The organism is Trinickia diaoshuihuensis, assembly GCF_003390925.1.
In the GTDB taxonomy this organism is placed as follows: domain Bacteria; phylum Pseudomonadota; class Gammaproteobacteria; order Burkholderiales; family Burkholderiaceae; genus Trinickia; species Trinickia diaoshuihuensis.
Map to the genome: position 1 here is coordinate 62,886 of NZ_QUBS01000012.1, position 18,812 is coordinate 81,697.

Below are 18,812 nucleotides of genomic sequence, written 5' to 3' on the forward strand. Positions count from 1 at the left end.
AAGAAGCGGCCCGCCGGGCCGCCCGCCTTACCCGGAACCCATGAAACTCGACCTGAAGATCCTCGACGCGCGCATGCGCGAACATCTCCCGGCCTACGCCACCCCCGGCAGTGCCGGCCTCGATCTGCGCGCCTGTATCGATCACGCGTTGACGCTCGAGCCCGGCCAGACGGCGCTCATTCCCACGGGCCTCGCGATACATGTCGGCGACCCCGGCTACGCCGCGCTGATCCTCCCGCGTTCTGGGCTCGGTCATAAGCACGGCATCGTCTTGGGCAATCTCGTCGGCTTGATCGATTCCGACTACCAAGGCGAGCTCATGATTTCGACGTGGAACCGCGGACAGACGAACTTCACGCTGAACCCGATGGAACGCTTGGCTCAACTCGTCATCGTTCCGGTGGTGCAGGCACAGTTCAACATCGTCGACGAATTTGCCGCGAGCGAACGCGGCACCGGCGGCTTCGGCAGCACCGGCAAGCATTGATCCTTCGATTCATGGATCGCTAGGCGCCGCCGGGCGCGGACGCTAACGCCCAAGCCAAGAACGCCCCAAAAAAAACGGCGCTTCCTGATACGAAGCGCCGTTTTTTACATCGGCGAACCGGAGTTCACCTAGCCTTGCTCGATTACTCGACTTCCACCGTCTCCGGATTCGGATTGCGCGGGGCGGCATTCTCGTCGAACGTCAGTTGCACCTTGTCGCTTTCGTCGACGTCGACCGTGACGCGCCCTCCGCTCATCAGCTTGCCGAACAGCAACTCGTCGGCCAGCGCACGGCGTATCGTGTCTTGGATGAGGCGCTGCATCGGCCGCGCGCCCATCAACGGATCGAAACCATGCTTCGCGAGGTGCTTGCGCAGCGCATCGGTGAAGAGCGCATCGACCTTTTTCTCGTGCAGTTGATCTTCAAGCTGCATGAGGAACTTGTCGACCACGCGCATGATGATTTCCTCATCGAGCGAGCGGAAGCTGATGACCGCGTCGAGCCGGTTGCGGAACTCGGGCGTGAACATCCGCTTGATGTCGGCCATTTCGTCGCCCGTTTCGCGGCGCGACGTGAAGCCGATCGTCCCTTTCTGCATCGATTCCGCGCCCGCATTCGTCGTCATGATGATGATGACGTTGCGGAAGTCTGCCTTGCGTCCGTTGTTATCGGTCAACGTGCCGTGGTCCATCACCTGGAGCAGCACGTTGAAGATGTCGGGGTGCGCCTTTTCGATTTCGTCGAGCAGCAGCACGCAATGCGGCTTCTTCGTCACGGCTTCGGTGAGCAGCCCACCTTGATCGAAACCGACGTAGCCCGGCGGCGCGCCGATCAGACGGCTGACGGCATGTCGTTCCATATACTCCGACATATCGAAGCGGATCAACTCGATGCCGAGCGTGAACGCGAGCTGACGCGCGACTTCGGTCTTACCGACACCGGTCGGACCCGAGAAGAGGAACGCACCGATCGGTTTGTCCGTCTTGCCGAGACCCGCGCGCGCCATCTTAATCGCGGCCGACAGCGCATCGATGGCCGGATCCTGACCGAACACCACCGCCTTCAGATCGCGATCGAGCGTTTGCAGCTTGCTGCGATCGTCTTGCGACACGCTTTGCGCCGGCACGCGCGCGATCTTGGAGATGATCTCCTCGATCTCGCCCTTGCCGATCGTCTTTTTCTGCTTCGACTTCGGCAAAATGCGCTGGGCCGCGCCCGCTTCGTCGATCACGTCGATGGCCTTATCGGGCAGATGACGGTCGGTGATAAAGCGCGCCGAGAGTTCCGCCGCGGCCGAGAGCGCACCCGACGAATACTTGACGCCGTGATGCTCCTCGAAGCGCGACTTCAGCCCGCGCAGGATCGCAACGGTCTGCTCGACGGTCGGCTCCGTCACGTCGATCTTCTGGAACCGCCGCGAGAGCGCCGCGTCCTTCTCGAAAATGCCGCGATACTCGGTGAACGTCGTGGCGCCGATGCACTTGAGCGTGCCCGACGACAGCGCCGGCTTGAGCAGATTCGAGGCGTCCAGCGTACCGCCCGACGCAGCGCCAGCGCCGATCAGCGTGTGGATTTCGTCGATGAATAAGATCGCGTGCGGACGCTCCTTCAGCTCCTTGAGCACCGTCTTCAGGCGCTGCTCGAAATCGCCGCGGTACTTGGTGCCCGCGAGCAACGCGCCCATGTCGAGCGAGTAGACCTGCGCGTCGGCAAGAATATCGGGCACTTCGCCACGCGTGATACGCCAGGCCAGGCCCTCCGCAATCGCGGTCTTGCCCACGCCGGCTTCGCCCACGAGCAGCGGATTGTTCTTACGGCGGCGGCACAGCACCTGAACGACGCGCTCGACCTCCGACTCGCGCCCGATCAGCGGATCGATGCGTCCGTCCTTGGCCATCTGGTTCAAGTTCTGCGTGAACTGCGCGAGCGGCGTTTCCTTCTGCGAGGCGGCGTCTTCCGACTCCGCGTTCGCGTCGCCCGCCTTGGCGGCGTCGCTGCTGTTCGTCTTCGCGATGCCATGCGAGATGAAGTTGACGACGTCCAGACGCGTCACGCCCTGCTGCTGCAGGTAGTAGACGGCGTGCGAATCCTTCTCGCCGAAGATCGCGACGAGGACGTTGGCGCCCGTCACTTCCTTCTTACCGTTAGAGGTGGACTGCACGTGCATGATCGCGCGCTGGATCACACGTTGAAAGCCGAGCGTCGGCTGCGTGTCCACGTCGTCGGTGCCGGGCACCGTCGGTGTGTTGTCGTGGATGAAATTGCGCAGGTTTTGGCGCAAATCCTCGATGTTCGCCGCGCACGCCCTCAACACCTCGGCGGCTGTCGGGTTGTCCAGCAATGCCAGCAACAAATGTTCGACCGTGATGAACTCGTGCCGCGCTTGGCGTGCTTCCATGAACGCCATGTGCAGGCTGACTTCCAGTTCCTGGGCAATCATGCTTCCTCCATCACGCACTGCAGCGGATGCCCTGCCTGCCTTGCGTGGGTAACGACTTGCTCGACCTTGGTCGCCGCGATATCCCGCGTATAGACCCCACATACCCCCCGCCCTTCGCGATGCACCTTCAGCATGATCTGCGTAGCGGTCTCTCTATCTTTATTGAAATATTCCTGCACGATCATCACGACAAATTCCATTGGCGTGAAATCGTCATTCAGCAGGACAACCTTATACATGGACGGCGGTTTCAGCGCTTTTTCCTGCCGCTCCAGTACGGTGCCATCCTGCTTGTCCGGGATAATCGCCATACACCCATTCTAAACAACTCGGACGGGCCCGCAATCTGCGCGAAAACCCGACCGACCAGTTGGTGGACCGGGCCACCGCCGAACGGCAGCCCGCGCGCTGCCCGTGCACCGATCGGGGGATTCCCGCACCGTGCGCGCCTCGCGCCCTCGCCGTGCCCCGCCGCCGCTTTGCTCGCGCGCGGCCGAGCGTCGCGGCCGATTCGAGTATCGCACATAGTGTGCCGACTTTCCCGACACCGTGCTTGAGCACATTGCGCGCCACGTCCGAGGCCCAGCCGAGCCTATCTGAGTCGATTATGCGACTTTTCAAGCCCGACCGCTTGCGCTAGCGCACAAAAGGAAAGCGGGAGAAACCCTAAAACCCCCATTCGATGCAACGTTCCAGGAATCATCTCAAAATTCACTTGACACCTGGTTAAAGAGATCCAACAATCAAGCTGGCACTTTTTTTCAGCTAGCCGCAAGAAGTGGGACACGAAAAAAAAATGCCGAGGTGAGCTAGTGCGGAGGGGGCGGCCGTCGAAAGCGGCTGTCGAGCTTTTCGAGCATGCTCGTGGGACATGAGTTACAGGGGAAGTTGGTATGGCAACTGGTACGGTCAAATGGTTCAATGACGCGAAAGGCTTCGGATTCATCACGCCCGATGAAGGCGGCGAGGATCTGTTTGCGCATTTCTCGGCCATCCAGATGAACGGTTTCAAAACGCTCAAGGAAGGTCAGAAGGTGAGCTTCGAGGTCGTGCAAGGACCGAAGGGCAAGCAAGCGTCGAACATTCAGTCCGCAGCCTAAGACTGATTCGACTGCAGCGCCTAGGAAACCCGGCTTCGGCCGGGTTTTTTTATTTTTAATTTTCCATACCGGTCTGTTCGCGTCGCGATCCGCTCACGGGGAAAGCGTCGCCGCGCGGGCCCTGACGTACATCGATGCATCCAATACCCCTGCCGTCGATCCCGCCGTGGATTCGGCGCCTTCGCTCAACAACGTCGAGCAGATCTATTACACGATCTGCCGACTGGAGAGCTTTGTAGATAGCAATGAATTGGACGACGCCTGCCTGCACCATATCATCAACCTTCGCCCCTTATGCACCGCGTGCAATACGTCCGATCGCAGTACGGCGCACCATGCATGACGAGAGATTCGTCGCTCGAGCGCACCATTTAATAGAGAGGTTTTCATGCCCAAGCTTCCGGCCACCGACTGGGATCGGATTCGAAAGATTTTTGCCGCAGCGGTCGATTTTTGCGAGCAGATGGAGGCGCTCGGGTATTCCGAGGAGGCTCGGACGCAATCGGCGCTGATCGATGGCACGAAGGTATCGGCGCACGAAGTCGTCACGAGCGCATGGTCGATTGCCGAGGCCACGCGTTATACGGTCATTCGGTCACGGCACGACGCGGATAACGACCTACCGTATGTACCGGAAACCGCGCGCATCATTACAGCGGCAGCCGGCGTCTGCGCCGAACTCGTTCATAACGATCGGAAGCTCGCCGCGGCAGCGAGAATCGATTATTTGACGACATGGCTCGAGAGCGATGGACTCAAGGCGCTGAAGGAGACGTTGGAGAAGCCTTGAACGCCGCGCGCCGAAAGAAAACCGCCCTATAGCGTCACCGCTTGTGGAGAGTCCTTCCACACCGGAAACCGGGCCGTTTCGTGCGGGCCGCGAGGCGTCGCGAAAGGCGTGAGCTCGGCCCACGTGTCTCCATCGGGCGTGCTGTACAAGATGAGCGCCTGCGCTGCCCTCAACGTGATGCCGAACCATCGGCGGAAGCCGTCGAAAACCGCCGTCTTCCACCGCGCGTCCGCGCTGTCATCAACCGTTTGCTGCTCCGGCACGCACATCGGACCGATGCGGCCAGTGGACGCATCCTCCGCACGATGCTCGAAGTATTTCAGCAAATCCCAGCAGCGGCCTCGGTAATGCACGCTCGCCGCGAGCGTCGTGCCGCTGACGAAAATCGTGATCGCCGGATGCAGTTTCGAAAGGCGAAATTCAGTCGACGTCCCGCGCTGTTTGCGCGGCAGGCGTTGTATCTCGCCTATCGATGCGCAAAGAGAGGATAGCCAAGCATATACGACGCGGCGCCGAGTGGAGCAGTGAACGTGCGCCCGGCGTCTTTCGCTCGCCTTCCGCGCGTATTGAAGCGGGTAGATGCCGCGCGCGCGCGATCTGCGCACTGGGCTGAATTTTCGTTGCCGTGACAGTGGGCGCCGGTGTTTGAACAACCTCGGCCGTCCGGCCCGCGTCTTACGTTTGATGTCGCTTCGCATGCCGGGCAGGATGCATGCTAGTCGTCGTTCGCGCGTTTGCTACAGCGCATGTTTGCTTTGCGCGGCTGCCCCGGGGCCCAAATTTTTCGAAGGCTGCCGCTGCCAGCGAAGAACGCAGCGACCCGCCTTCTCCTCTTACCATAGGCATAGGCGCAGAGCTCTATCGGAAGTAATGAACCCGATAGAGCCCTACGCGCGGATCACCAGCGATAACCGACGCCGGCCCCCGCGGCCACGGAACCATGACCGGAAACCGGCGTGGAAATCGAGCCCTTCACCATCCACGCGCGCGTGGCGACCGACAGACCGACAGCCATCGCCGATTGACCGCCGTATGTACCACCACCAAGAGCGACGACCTTTTCGCCCGGCAACACGGCTTGAGGCAGATTCGCCATGGCGATCGCAGCGGCCGAACCCGCATCCGAGTCCTTGCGGTACTTGCCCAAATCGCTGCGAACCGAATCGATCGCGCTATCCAATTGGCGCTTATTCACCGCGTCAGTGGGAGCCGTACCATCGGCAACGTTGGTGATTTGACGCTCAGCACCCGGCGCACCGACCGAAACCGTGTTGTCCCGGTCCGCGACACTACCTGCACCCAAGGCAACCGAATTGTTGCCGGTGACAGTCGTATTCGAGCCGATCGCGGTGCCGTTCGTACCCGTAACATTGGCGTTCGTACCGACTGCCGTTCCATTGGTCGAAGTGACAACCGCTTGGTGACCGACAGCCGTGCCGCCATCCGCGACAACGTTGCTGCTGGAACCGACGGAAGTTGCATTGACAGCGCCGGCCGTCGCATTGGTACCTGTTGCCGTGCCCGTTGCATCGAGCACGTTGGTGTTTCCGCCCGGCATCGAATTGACTTTCCCGACGAGCGAGGACAGTTGCGTGGCGACGCTAAAGAGCTGCGAACCGTTCACCGCGTCCGTGCTCGTGGCGCTGATCTGGCCAGCGGCAACGTTGACGACTTGCCGTTCCGTGCCGGCGGCGCCGACGCTGACCACGCCGACCGGATTTGACGCAGCGAAGCCGCTGTATGTAATACCGCCCACGACCTGACTTGCGACGGTCGTCGCAGCCTTCGTCGCCGAGCTGTTTCCGAGTGCAACGCTATTCGCATCCGCGGCGCTGGCTTGATCGCCGATAGCGACAGACATGTTCCCGGTTGCTTGCGAACGATCGCCGACCGCCACAGCCCAGGTACCCGTGGCGTTCGAGGCCCAACCCGCCGCGACCGTGTTTTGCCCTGTCGCAGTCGCTTGCGTGCCCATCGCGACGGAGCCCGACGAACCCGTCACCGCATTGAAGCCGACTGCGGTAGTCGAAAAACCGTTAGCCGTCGCACCGGAGCCGAGCGCGGTATTGTTCGTGCCGTTCGCCACGCTTCCCTGGCCGAATGCCGAAGTATTGGCACTGAGCGCTTGCGCGTTCGCGCCATTCGCTACGGAATTGTCGCCCGATGCGGTGCTGTTGTAGCCGGCCGCCGTCGAATTCGCCCCGGTTGCGAAGGCACCCGAACCGTAAGCGGCGCCATGCAAACCGCTTGCTTCGGCGCCCGCGCCCGCCGCGATCGCTTGCGCGCCGCCTGCCGACGACGTGTTGCCGATTGCGATCGCCGAATCACCCGTTGCCGAAGCGGCGCCGCCGACCGCTACGGAAACGCGCCCCGTGGCCGATGCGGCGGTGCCGCCCGCGAACGATTCATTACCCGTCGCGGTAGACGACACGCCGATCGCCGTGCCGTTGTGCGTCGAATTCGACTGAAAGCCCACCGCCGTGTTGCCGGTGGAAAAAGAAGTGACGTGTTGCGTGCTGTCTGTGCGCCAGTTGTCGATCAGCGAAGTGTCGGTGCCGCTCGCACCGGCCGTTGCCGTCGCACCTACCGCGGTCGAGTTGGCGGAAGTGGCCGACGACGATCCGCCCACTGCAACCGCGTTGTTCGCCGTCGCGTTGGTATTTGCGCCGAGGGCGCTCGCGTTGGTCCCCGTGGCCGTCGATCCGCCGCCGAATACGGTGGCGTCGGTGCCGGTCGCGGTGGCGTTCGCGCCGACAGTCGCGGCATTCGAACCGTTTGCGGTTGCTCGATCGCCGACAGCCGTCGCTTGCCCGCCCTGCGCCGCGACCGCGTTGCCAACGGCGGTGTTTTGGCTCGTGCCGTCCGCACCCGCCACAGCCGGGTTGTTCCCGCCCGTCGTGGCCGTCGGCGCGGCGGCAGCCCCGCCCAGCGTGGAAACGATGCCCTGGGCTTCGCCGCCGACTGCAAGGTTATCCGCGTGAGCGGAGCCTGCCGTCAGCGCAAGCGCTGCTACGATCGCCAGTGAGACCTTTGACTTCACGGGCGTGGCCGCCCCTCGATTCGCCTTCATGATTGCCCATTTCCTCGGTGAAAAATCAGCCTGGTGTCGCGGCGGATTTTTACAGAAACGTGGCCGATTAATACGATCTTTACGCGATTTTTGACAATATTTGAGACTTAGTCGACTTTTTAGGTTGTCTTGACCCAACATCTAATATTGTTTTGTTGCATCGAGAGCTACAATTCGGGTAGATAGCCACGACTACTGTAAGCCGGGTCGGCACCCACCCTCCTGCAGGCCGCCGCGAGGGCATGAGATAAAATGCCGCAAGGGGGGACCAATGACTGATACGCGAGCAGGTTTTGCGCGAACCGGGGCGAGGGACGGAACGGACGACCAGCGCAGGGCGATGTCGACGCAAGAACGTGTCTTCCTTACTCGGATCGGAGATGCCTTGGCGCGTGCGCGCCTCGAAAGGCGCATGACGCAAGAAGAAGTATCCGAACAACTGGGCGTCAATCCGGAAACCATCAGCCGCTTCGAACGCGGCCACACGGCTCCACCATTATTCAGGCTGTTCGAGCTTGCAACGCTCTACGGCGTACCACCCGAATCGCTGATCGCCGGAGGCGGTGGGCGCTCGCCCGATCCCGCACAAGAAATCTCGTCGCTACTGGCGAATCTCGCGCCGGCCGACCGTGAGTTTGTCCGGCAATGGGTGTCGGCGATGTGCGTGCAGTTGTCGAAGCGGTAGCGCCCGAGTCCCCCGCGCAAGATGGCGGGACTGACTGTCCTTTTGGCGACAGCGGCTGTAGAAGGAACTCGTGCGAGGAATAAGACTGTAGGCCGCCCACTCGTCGAGTGGCCCGCCGGGCTCACGCCTGACCGCATGAGTTCGCGCATCTGAAATCAGGGGTAATCACGATGCTACAGTCCTCATCGGCCGGATGGTCTCGCCGCTTGCCGGTACTCACTCCGATCGCCGTCGCCCTTTCCTTTGCCATGCCGCCCATCGCGTTCGCGGCCGGGTCGTTGCCGCAAGGCGGCCAGTTTATCGCCGGCTCCGGTTCGATCAACGGCAATGCCACCTCGCTCGCCATCAATCAAACCTCGAATCGCGGCGTGATCGATTGGAACAGCTTTTCCATCGGCAACGGCAACCATGTCATCATCAATAACGGCACGGGGGCCACGCTGAACCGCGTCATCGGCGCCGCACCCTCTTCGATTCTCGGGGCGCTTTCGGCAACGGGCAGTGTGTATCTCATCAATCCGCAAGGCATCGTCATCGGCAGCAGCGGTGTCGTTTCCACCGGCGGCCGTTTCGTCGCCTCTACGCTCGATACGGATAACGAGGCGTTCGTGAACGGCTCGACGCTGGCGTTCTCGAGTCAGCCCGGTGCCGCCGCAGGCACCGTCGTCAACCTCGGCAAGATTGCTTCGACCGGCGGCGACGTATTTCTGATTGCAAACAAGGAAGTCGACAACGTCGGCCGCATCAGTGCGCCCAAAGGCACCGCGGAGCTAGCCGCCGGACAAAACGTGCTGTTACAAGATTCGACGCAAAGCCAGCAAGTGTTCGTCCAACAAGGCAGCGCCGGCAACGTCGTCAATCGCGGTTCGGTCGAAGCGGCGCAGATCAACCTGCAAGCGGCGGACGGCAATGTCTATGCGCTGGCCGGCAACCATTCGATCCTGCGAGCCGCCGGCACCGCCACGCGTGAGGGCCATGTCTGGCTCGTCGCCGATACCGGTCGCGTCTGGATGGACGGGAAAGTCGACGCAACCAACGTCGATGGCAGCGGCGGCACGGTCGATACGAACGCCGCCACGGTGCGCATCGCCGGCGGCCCGACCGTGAAGGCGCAGCAGTGGACTATCGCCACGCCCAGCTTTACGATCGACGGGTCGGCCGCCCGGGTCTTCGAAAGCAATCTCGATCGCGGCACATCGATCAATCTGCAAACGACCGGCGCGGGCGGCGCCAGCGGCGATATCGACGTGGCGTCGAGCATTCACTGGACCGGACCTGCCTCGCTCACCCTCGGGGCCTATCATTCGTTGACGATAGAAGCGGCGGCGACCCTGAAAAACCGCGGTAGTGGGAACTTGACGCTGCGCGCCGACGTGCAAGGGATCGACAATGGCGGCAGTGTCACGAACAACGGCACGGTGGATTGGTCGTCGAGCCAAGGCATCGTCGGCCTGTTCTACGACATGAACGGCACCTACACGCCCGGAGCGCTCCTCGCCAATGCCTCGTGGGCATCGCCCGCGTATAGCGGTCTGGTCACGCAATTCACGGGCTATCAACTCGTCAATTCGTTGACCGATCTGGAAAACATCGACAAGGATGACCTTAACGGCAATTTCGCGCTCGGGAGAGACATCGACGCGAGCGCCACCAGCAACGGCTCCTTCGTTCCCATCGCCGCCGATGGCCGGCCTCCGTTTGGCGGACAGTTTGATGGACGGGGGCACACGATCAGCTCGTTGACGATAGCGGGCGAACCGCTCGGCGTGCCCTTCTACTCGGGTCTGTTCGCGTGGTTGGGCGTGGGCGCCGTAGTCCGCAATCTGAACGTCAACGCGATCGTGACGCCGTTCAGCACGGGTTCGACTGATTTAGAACTCGGTGTTGAGGGTATCCTGGCTGCGGAAAGTTGGGGGACGATCTCGAACGTCCACGTATCGGGAACGATTAACAACCTCATCGGCATCCCAGGCAACCAAGTTGAGTACACGACCATCGGCGGGCTGGTGGGCGCGAACTACGGCACGATCGAGCGCTCGTCGAGTACCGTGACCATCTCCACCAACGGATCGGCGGGCGGGCTCGTCGGCTATAACAAAGGTTCAATCATCCAGTCGTATGCCGCGGGGCAAGTGCAAGGTATTGAACTCGTGCTTGGCTCCCCGAATCCTGGCCCCTCGGAGGCGAGCGTCGCTGGGCTCGTCGACGGCAACGACGGGACGATCACGCAATCGTACTTCTCGGGCTTCGTGTCGAACCTATGCTTTAACCAGTCGTGCAGCGCAGCCGGGCTCGTCAACGCCAACAACGGGACAATCAGCCAATCATTCGTCAGTGGCTCGATCGGGGGATCCGGCCTCACGTCGCGGTACGGAATCGCCGAGGCTAACAACGGTACGATCACAAACGACGTCTATTGGAATAAGGATACGTGGGGCACCCTTGCTGGCGTCGGATCCGGTACGCCGTTGCCGGCCGCGAACGGTCTGACCACGGCTCAGATGAGCACTGCGTCGTCTTTCGTCGGTTACCAGTTTGGCCCGAATGGCGTGTGGGCGATGCCCGCCGGAGCAAGTTCTCCCGTCCTGCGATGGCAGCTCACGCCGTCCGTCAGCGAGTAGGTGCTTCGGCACTGGATGGCACGACTTGAGACTGCATGCGACATGTCGCAATGGCGCACGCGTCCGTCTCGGTCCATCCTAGTGGGACACGTGCAAAAGTCGCTCGAGATCATCCATCAACGCATGTCTGCGTTGCAGATCATCCTCGTAGATCATCGCCGACGCTTCGATATCCGCGGCGCAATGCGGACAGATCCGCTCGTTCGCATGAATATAGCCGTGACAGGCGCGGCAGATCGCGAGTCTGGGCGGGACTGTGCCCTCATCCGGCGAGTGGTTGCGCTTGTGCTTCCAGGCGAGTTCGATCACCTGCCCTGACCGTTCGGTGCTTGAAACGCGCTCGCCGTCCGATATCCGCTCCGTGACTAAATCGAAACGTCCCACCGCGAACGACGCCGGGCCGGCATCCTCGATCTTCTCGATACGCTCGCGCAATCCCTGCTTTTTGAGTTCGACCACGCGATAGTGGCAGTAGGGGTTGTTGCCCGGCTTGCCGAGCAGTGAATGCGACGTCCACGTGCATCCGCCGCGACAAACGTCAGCGTAGTAACAGGTGCGGCAAAAGCCCCACAAATCGTCCACCGACCGCAGCCGCCCGTAATGAACCGTCTCACTCGTGCGCCAGATTTCTTCAAGCGAAAGATCTCGCACATTGCCCCCGGCGAATCCGACCGTCGCGAGCGATGGGCAGCCCTTCACCGTGCCGTCCGCTTCGAGCGCAATGACGGTTTGACCGGCGGCGCAACCGGTCCAGTGAATGCGCTCGTCCCCGAATCCGCGCCAAACGTGCTCATAAGGACCGAAGTAGCCGATGTTGTTGCCGATCGTCATTAACAGCCCGCGATCGAGGCCCTGCTTGTACAAATCGGCCAGAAGGGGCATCAGTGTTTCGAGTTGATACGGCTGCAGAAGCAATTCGTCGTGATCGACCGCATTACCCATGGCCACGGTGAGTTGAGTCTGCCAGTGTGTCGCCCCCACGTCGATGATCGTGTCCATCAGCGCGGGAAGGTCGGACATCGTGAGCGCGCCGATCTGCGTGTTGACGCTCGTTGCAAGGCCGTGCGCACGCGCGCGCTTGAGCGTATCGAGCGCCTTGTCGAATGAACCCTTGACATTGCGCACCTTGTCGTGAAGCGGAGCTAGTCCATCGAGGGACACGCCGACGCCGTTCAAACCGGCCTGCGCCGCGCGAGCGAGCCGCTCGGGCGTCAGATTGCGCCCGCCCGTCTGGATAGCGCAGTACATGCCGTGCGCGCGGATGGCGCCGATGAGGTCGATCCAGTCCTTGCGCAGGTACGCTTCTCCGCCGATAAGCGATACCTCACGGGTTCCGAGCCTCGCCAGCGACTCGATCACTTGCAGACATTCGTCGGTCGATAGCTCGTTGTTGCGCCGACGGCCCGCTCGCGAACCGCAATGCAGGCACTTTAAATCGCAGGCCAGCGTGATCTCCCAAACGGCGTGAACCGGAACGAAACGCTTGTAGTCCTCTTCGTCTCGGTAGCGTGCAGGACGCTGACTGCGTTCGTACATGTCGGATTCCTAGCTAGGTTGCTCGGCGCTTTAGTTCAAGCGTTGCATCGTGCCGTAATAGGTTGTTCTTCCTAGTGGTGCGTGCCGTTGATTTGCGGCGCGCACCATGCGGCTATCAGCGCCCTTTTTCGATCCGCTCGATTTCGGCATCCAGGCGCTCGGCGAGTGTCTCCACGCTTTTGGCATGATTGAGGTAATCCCGCGCTTCGCTCGCCAACTTCTTCATGCGCGGCAGTTCGCCCGACTCGATCGCCTCCTGAACGCTATTGGCATACATGGGCCGCTCCAGGGATCCGTGAGAAGGTGTTTGTGTCATGACCAAGTGCTCCTGTATCGAACCGTTGACGGGGTGCAACGCCTTTACTATGTCAAACGTGTCGATTTTTGCTTCCCGCAAGACTCAAAGATTGGGAACGGAGAGACACGGCGTCCGCTGAAAGGCGCAAGGCTTACAGCAACGATTCGCGTTTTGAGAATCAAATAACACGACATCGAAAACAAAAAACGCCGATAAGTCACTGACCCATCGGCGATCATGCGACAGCCGCCGCCTTTCGCGCGGCCGCGTCCCGCTTCGGCGGCGCGTCGTCACACGACGCGAGGATGAACGCGATCGGATTGGACGCGCCTTGTTGATCGACGTCCGACACACCCCCATGGCGCCAAATGCCGCCCGTGCTACATGCGCAAAAAAACCCAGCCAATCGATTGATTTGGCTGGGTTTTTAGAGCTTCAAAGGACGTTACCGAACGTCCTCGAACCGACGCTTACATGTTTTCGATCAACACCTGACCGAAGCCCGAGCACGACACTTGGGTCGCGCCTTCCATCAGGCGGGCGAAGTCGTACGTCACGCGCTTTTGCAGAATCGACTTTTCCATCGACTTGATGATCACGTCGGCCGCTTCCGTCCAGCCCAAGTGACGCAGCATCATTTCGGCCGAGAGGATTTCCGAACCGGGGTTCACGTAGTCCTTACCCGCATACTTCGGCGCCGTGCCGTGCGTCGCTTCGAACATCGCCACGGAATCCGACAAGTTCGCGCCCGGGGCAATACCGATACCGCCCACTTGCGCGGCCAGTGCGTCCGAGATGTAGTCGCCGTTCAGGTTCAGCGTGGCGATGACGTCGTACTCGGCCGGACGCAGCAGGATCTGCTGCAAGAACGCGTCGGCAATCACGTCCTTCACGACGATCTCGTTGCCCGTCTTCGGGTTCTTGAACTTCATCCACGGGCCGCCGTCGATCAGCTCGGCGCCGAATTCCTTTTGCGCCAGCGCATAGCCGGCATCGCGGAACGCGCCTTCCGTGAACTTCATGATGTTGCCCTTGTGCACGAGCGTGACCGAGCGGCGGTCATTGTCGATCGCATACTGGATCGCCTTGCGCACGAGACGCTCGGTCCCTTCGCGCGACACGGGCTTCACGCCGATACCCGACGTTTCCGGGAAGCGGATCTTCTTCACGCCCATTTCTTCGCGCAGGAACTTGATGACCTTCTTGGCCTGCTCCGATTCCGCCGCCCATTCGATACCGGCGTAAATGTCTTCCGAGTTCTCGCGGAAGATCACCATGTTCGTCTTCTCGGGCTCGCGCACCGGCGAAGGCACGCCCTTGAAGTACTGCACCGGACGCAAGCAAACGTACAGGTCCAACTCTTGACGCAATGCCACGTTCAGCGAGCGGATGCCGCCGCCGACCGGCGTCGTCAGCGGACCCTTGATCGACACGACGTAGTCCTTCAGAACTTCCAGCGTTTCCTCGGGCAGCCACACGTCGGGACCGTAGACCTTCGTCGCCTTCTCGCCCGCGTAGATTTCCATCCAGTGAATCTTGCGCTTGCCGCCGTAAGCCTTCTCGACCGCCGCATCGACCACCTTGATCATCACGGGCGTGATGTCGAAGCCCGTGCCATCGCCTTCGATGTACGGAATGATCGGCTGGTCGGAAACGTTGAGCGAAAAGTCCGCGTTGACGGTGATCTTGTCACCGCCCGTCGGAACCTTGATGTGCTGATACGGCATGATCGACTCCAGTGTTGGCTGTGCGGGTGGAAAGCAGTGATGCGGTACGCGCGAACGGGCTCAGATCCTTCCCGAGCGCCTGCGCCGCGGCACGTGCCCAATCCTCGGTTCGGCGCGCTCCATCGGCTCGAGTGCGAACGCGGCTGGATGGCTATTCTAGCCCACGTCGGATTGGCGGCGGCTGCCCCCGCACCGTTCGGCACGGTGGGAACCGCCGCTCTCGCGACCCGAGGCAGAACCACGGTAGCGAGACGGGCAGTCTTCAGTCTTATATAAGACAAAAGACTTGGGCATTCCGTATTATGCATTAAGATTCCGCCATTTGCCATAGAGGCGGTGAGACCGGGCCGGCGCGACAATGCGCGCGGAGCCGCCCTTCTCGTCCTCGCTCGAGTTCCTTTTCCATGCGTTTGATCGCTCTTAACAAACCGTTCGGCACGATCTGCCAGTTCTCGGCGCACGAGACGCGCGCCTCGCTCGGCGATTGGGTCGACGTGCCCGGCGTCTATCCGGCCGGCCGGCTCGATGCCGACAGCGAGGGGCTGCTCTTGCTCACGGACGACGGCGGTCTGCAAACGCGCATCGCCGAACCCCGGCACAAACTCGTCAAACGCTACTGGGCACAAGTCGAAGGTCTACCCGAGCGCGCGGCGCTCGCGCGGCTCGCGTCCGGCGTCGATCTCGGCGACTATGTGACGCGCCCGTGTCAGGCACGGCTCATCGATGAACCCACGGCACTTTGGCCACGTGTGCCGCCCATCCGCTACCGCGCCGCCATCCCGACGAGTTGGATCGAAATCGCCATCGCGGAAGGAAAAAACCGGCAAGTGCGCCGGATGACCGCCGCGGTCGGTTTTCCCACCTTACGGCTCGTCAGGGTTGCCGTCGGCAAGCTTGACCTGTTCGCGCTCGGCCTCGCACCGGGCGCATGGTGCGACCTGCCGCCGCGCGCGCCGTGGGACGGTGTGCCGCAACAGCCCGCCTCCAAGCCTCGAGGGCGCTGAGCAGGTTGGGCTAACTCATTGTGCCGATAGGCTTTTTCATCCCGAGCTCCAGCGCGTTGAGACGCAAAGGAAGTCACGACACGTCTTGTTACACGCGCTGCGCGGGAAATTCGGAGAAATACGTCAACCGCCTGCTCGCGTCGCGCGTTATCCGACGCAGATGCCGCCCGAAGCTATCCGGCATTGGCCTTCGGCAGCCGCCGGCCGTATCGCTCGAACGATACGGGACGTGGACCCGAGTGCCCGCAGACGCGTCGGCAAATTTGTTTGATGCGGCTGTCAACCGAAAGGTGGATGGCACGTTTACCGACTTGACTCATTGACCGGGTCATTTGGTTAATTAACTAAAGCTGAGGATTTACAAATGAACAAACTGATCGCCGCTCTGGTCGCTGGCCTGTTCGCAACGGCTGCTTTCGCACAAGCTTCGGCTCCGGCAGCTCCCGCTGCTGACGCTGCTTCGGCTCCGGCTGCTAAGACGGAAAAGAAGGCTGCTAAGCACCACGCTAAGAAGCACCACGCTAAGAAGGCTGCTGCGGCTGACGCGGCTTCGGGCGCTTCGGAGTAAGTTTGTTGTAACGACGCAGTCAAGAACTAGCAGTACTGCCGTTCTTTACGGCGTTGAAAGGCAGGTGACCGCAAGGCGCCTGCCTTTTTCTTTTTCATGCGCGCCGGCTTTGCATTGCCCGTGTCCGCTCGCGTAACATGCGCTGATTTCTCGTCGTCGAAAAGGAGTGGTGTCGTGCGATTTTCGTTTCGCTCGTGGATGGCGCGCCTCGCGCTTCGCCTCGCTTTGCCCGCTTGCGCCCTCGCGGCGGCGCTGTTCGTGCCCGCGACGCTGTTCGCGCAAGCCATGCCCGCGGGCGCCAAGCCGCCCGAGGCCTTCCCGCGCGTGAAGCTCACAGCCGGGATGTTCGTGATCGATGCGGCGGTGGCCGCCAACGATGCCGACCGCGAGCAAGGCCTCATGTATCGAACCCAGCTTGCGCCGAACGAAGGCATGCTGTTCGTGTTCAACGAGAACGCGGTCCACTGCTTTTGGATGAAGAACACGTTGATCCCGCTCTCGATCGCCTTCATCCGCGCCGACGGCACGATCACCGACGTCGACGAAATGCAGGCCGAGACGACGAACAACCATTGCCCGCGCAACAACGGGACCTATGCACTCGAAATGAGCAAGGGTTGGTTCGCCGCGAAGGGCATTCGCCCGGGCATGAAGATCGTCGGACTTCCGCAGCCGCAGTAACCGTCCAAGCACACCAGCCCGGTCCCGCCGGGCCGTCCATGCGCGAAACGGCATGCGCCGGCTCGCGCCCCCGCCTGCCCCGCCCCCGTGATCGCGATCGACACGCTATTGCCGATGCGTTTAATTCACAAAAGCGAGAATGGGACCGGTGACATTAAAAACGTGCCGGGTAAAATAATTCCAAGCGCACCGATACTTTTGTCAGTTGTTGATCGCGGAGCAAAGTGATTAACTGCCACCCATTAAAACAACGATAATCGTCTCTGAATTAACGACTCATACCCTTAAACGAACCGAACATCGCCCTCCAGCCTATGCATTGAATGCGACCGCCAGCCGTACCGTGCGTCGATCCGCCGGAACCGTCCCCGCCCGTGACAAGCACGGGCGGGGGCGCCTCGGACGATGGCTCGTGCTTATTCGTTCGTTTCAAGCAAGAAGACTTACCGGCTGATCGTTTAAACGTCGTATCGGCGCCGTCATCCGTCGCGAATAGATCAATCCGGCGAAGCCGCCGCACATCGATTAATCGATCGAATATGGAACACACCATTTAAGCGGAACCAACATGAAATAAGGGGCTTAAAATGAATAAGATCGCAATGTATCTAGGTATTTCATTGTTCGGATCGGCCATCGCGGTCGGTGCGAGCGCGCAGCAGGTGAAAGTCCACGGCGCGGTTACCCACTTCACGCAACCGGCTCAAGCAGCGCAATCGAGTATGATCGATTTCGCGCACGCCCAGCCGATGCCGCTGCCGACCACAGGTTTCGCGGCGCCGGCAGCCTCGGACGCGTTACTACAGCCTCCAGCCCGCATGGGCGCACCGGGCGCCGTGCCGGGCGGCCAAGGAGACGGCAAGCGCATGCCCCTGCAACTTGCGCCGACCCGCGCGCTCGACAGTCAAGACCAAGTGAGCCCGCAAGAGTTCGGGACGTCGAATCAGCCCTTCACGACGAATCGAGTCAACGCTGCCGGCGACAATACGCAGTTCTACTACGCGTTCCGGCCGGCCGGGAAGCTGTTCTTCAACATCGGCTCGGCGACTTACGTCTGCTCCGCCTCCCTCATCAAGCCCGGCATCGTCGTGACCGCCGCCCACTGCGTAGCCAATTTCGGCCGGCAGCAATTTTACGGCAACTGGCAATTCGTACCGGCCTATAGCAACGGCAGCGCACCGTACGGCGTCTGGCGCGCAGCGTCGGCGACGATCTTGACCTCGTATTACAACGGGACGGATTCGTGCGCCGTAAGCGGTGTCGTCTGCCAAGACGACGTCGCGGTGCTCACGCTAGCACCGCAATCGGGCAGCTACGCCGGCAACCGTACAGGATGGTATGGCTACGGCTGGAACGGCTACGGCTTCAACGGGTCGGCGCAGGCGCTGATCAATCAGCTCGGCTATCCGGTCGCCTTGGACGGCGGACTGCTCATGGAGCGCAACGACTCCCAAGGCTACACGGCCGCGAGCTTCTCCAACAACACCATCATCGGCTCGCTGATGACGGGCGGCTCGAGCGGCGGCCCGTGGGAAGTCAATCTCGGGATTGCGCCTAGCCTTTCGGGCACGAGTTTCGGCGCCGCCGCGGCGCGCAACACGGTCGTCGGCGTCACGAGCTGGGGTTACACCGACACGACGATCAAGCAGCAAGGGGCCTCGCCGTTCACGAGCGGCAACATCGTCGTCCTCGTGAACGCCGTTTGCTCGGCCACGCCAGGCGCGTGCTGAGCACCCCCGCCCGCGCCGGCCGGCGCGGGATCGCTTAATCAGGGCGGCGCCGATCGGCGCCGCCCTTTTTCTTTG

The 18,812-nt window shown here is 61.5% G+C and carries 16 protein-coding genes; 9 read left to right on the forward strand and 7 right to left on the reverse strand.

Annotated elements, in window-relative coordinates:
- The first annotated feature begins 40 nt into the window (after positions 1-40).
- The gene (gene dut, locus DXT59_RS01905; RefSeq protein WP_116135246.1) at positions 41-487 is read left to right on the forward strand and encodes a dUTP diphosphatase; all 447 of its coding nucleotides are present in this window, start codon (positions 41-43) and stop codon (positions 485-487) included.
- A gap of 142 nt (positions 488-629) precedes the next feature.
- Here the strand turns inward: dut and clpA are convergent, their stop codons facing one another.
- Together clpA and clpS are read right to left on the reverse strand one after the other, a co-directional pair.
- Positions 630-2,927 carry an ATP-dependent Clp protease ATP-binding subunit ClpA gene (gene clpA / locus DXT59_RS01910; protein ID WP_116135247.1) on the reverse strand — a complete coding sequence of 766 codons (2,298 nt, stop codon included), beginning with the start codon at positions 2,925-2,927 and terminating at the stop codon, positions 630-632.
- Complete coding sequence (clpS, locus tag DXT59_RS01915; RefSeq protein WP_102648748.1) at positions 2,924-3,238, reverse strand: ATP-dependent Clp protease adapter ClpS; 315 nt, start codon at positions 3,236-3,238, stop codon at positions 2,924-2,926. Before clpS ends, clpA begins: the two co-directional genes overlap by 4 nt.
- Before the next feature lie 582 nt (positions 3,239-3,820).
- On the opposite strand from clpS, the gene cspD reads away from it, so the two are divergent.
- Together cspD and DXT59_RS01925 are read left to right on the forward strand one after the other, a co-directional pair.
- Entirely contained in the window at positions 3,821-4,027 is a 207-nt protein-coding gene (gene cspD, locus DXT59_RS01920; protein ID WP_007586257.1) for a cold shock domain-containing protein CspD, read from the forward strand.
- A 388-nt stretch (positions 4,028-4,415) separates the two neighbouring features.
- Positions 4,416-4,817, forward strand: a complete 402-nt coding sequence (locus tag DXT59_RS01925) for a hypothetical protein (protein WP_116135248.1) — start codon at positions 4,416-4,418, stop codon at positions 4,815-4,817.
- 26 nt (positions 4,818-4,843) lie between these two features.
- Here DXT59_RS01925 and DXT59_RS01930 read toward each other — a convergent pair whose 3' ends face one another.
- Positions 4,844-5,422 (reverse strand): hypothetical protein, encoded by a 579-nt coding sequence (locus tag DXT59_RS01930; protein ID WP_116135249.1) that lies wholly within the window; start codon positions 5,420-5,422, stop codon positions 4,844-4,846.
- Positions 5,423-5,715: 293 nt separating this feature from the next.
- Positions 5,716-7,887 (reverse strand): YadA family autotransporter adhesin, encoded by a 2,172-nt coding sequence (locus tag DXT59_RS01935; RefSeq protein WP_116135250.1) that lies wholly within the window; start codon positions 7,885-7,887, stop codon positions 5,716-5,718.
- Positions 7,888-8,227: 340 nt separating this feature from the next.
- Here DXT59_RS01935 and DXT59_RS01940 point away from each other — a divergent pair, with 340 nt between their 5' ends.
- Positions 8,228-8,572 (forward strand): helix-turn-helix domain-containing protein, encoded by a 345-nt coding sequence (locus DXT59_RS01940; protein ID WP_275895753.1) that lies wholly within the window; start codon positions 8,228-8,230, stop codon positions 8,570-8,572.
- Between the two features lie 170 nt (positions 8,573-8,742).
- Positions 8,743-11,193, forward strand: a complete 2,451-nt coding sequence (locus tag DXT59_RS01945) for a two-partner secretion domain-containing protein (protein ID WP_116135252.1) — start codon at positions 8,743-8,745, stop codon at positions 11,191-11,193.
- 78 nt (positions 11,194-11,271) lie between these two features.
- On the opposite strand, the gene DXT59_RS01950 is transcribed toward DXT59_RS01945, so the two are convergent.
- The 3 genes from DXT59_RS01950 to icd all read right to left on the reverse strand — a co-directional run bounded on the left by DXT59_RS01950 (position 11,272) and on the right by icd (position 14,754).
- Positions 11,272-12,729, reverse strand: a complete 1,458-nt coding sequence (locus DXT59_RS01950; protein ID WP_116135253.1) for a GDL motif peptide-associated radical SAM/SPASM maturase — start codon at positions 12,727-12,729, stop codon at positions 11,272-11,274.
- A 115-nt stretch (positions 12,730-12,844) separates the two neighbouring features.
- Positions 12,845-13,006, reverse strand: a complete 162-nt coding sequence (locus DXT59_RS01955) for a DUF1843 domain-containing protein (protein ID WP_162877904.1) — start codon at positions 13,004-13,006, stop codon at positions 12,845-12,847.
- Between the two features lie 491 nt (positions 13,007-13,497).
- A complete protein-coding gene (gene icd / locus DXT59_RS01960; RefSeq protein WP_116135255.1) occupies positions 13,498-14,754 on the reverse strand; it encodes an NADP-dependent isocitrate dehydrogenase in 1,257 nt (418 codons plus the stop codon).
- Between the two features lie 404 nt (positions 14,755-15,158).
- Between icd and DXT59_RS01965 the strand changes: the two genes are divergently transcribed.
- The 4 genes from DXT59_RS01965 (at position 15,159) to DXT59_RS01980 (ending at position 18,737) form a co-directional block, all read left to right on the forward strand.
- Positions 15,159-15,758: a pseudouridine synthase gene (locus DXT59_RS01965; protein ID WP_116135256.1), complete on the forward strand. Its 600-nt coding sequence runs from the start codon at positions 15,159-15,161 to the stop codon at positions 15,756-15,758.
- 364 nt (positions 15,759-16,122) lie between these two features.
- Positions 16,123-16,326 (forward strand): hypothetical protein, encoded by a 204-nt coding sequence (locus DXT59_RS01970; RefSeq protein WP_116135257.1) that lies wholly within the window; start codon positions 16,123-16,125, stop codon positions 16,324-16,326.
- 174 nt (positions 16,327-16,500) lie between these two features.
- The gene (locus DXT59_RS01975) at positions 16,501-17,007 is read left to right on the forward strand and encodes a DUF192 domain-containing protein (RefSeq protein WP_162877905.1); all 507 of its coding nucleotides are present in this window, start codon (positions 16,501-16,503) and stop codon (positions 17,005-17,007) included.
- Between the two features lie 587 nt (positions 17,008-17,594).
- Complete coding sequence (locus tag DXT59_RS01980; protein WP_116135259.1) at positions 17,595-18,737, forward strand: trypsin-like serine peptidase; 1,143 nt, start codon at positions 17,595-17,597, stop codon at positions 18,735-18,737.
- Positions 18,738-18,812: the final 75 nt, after the last annotated feature.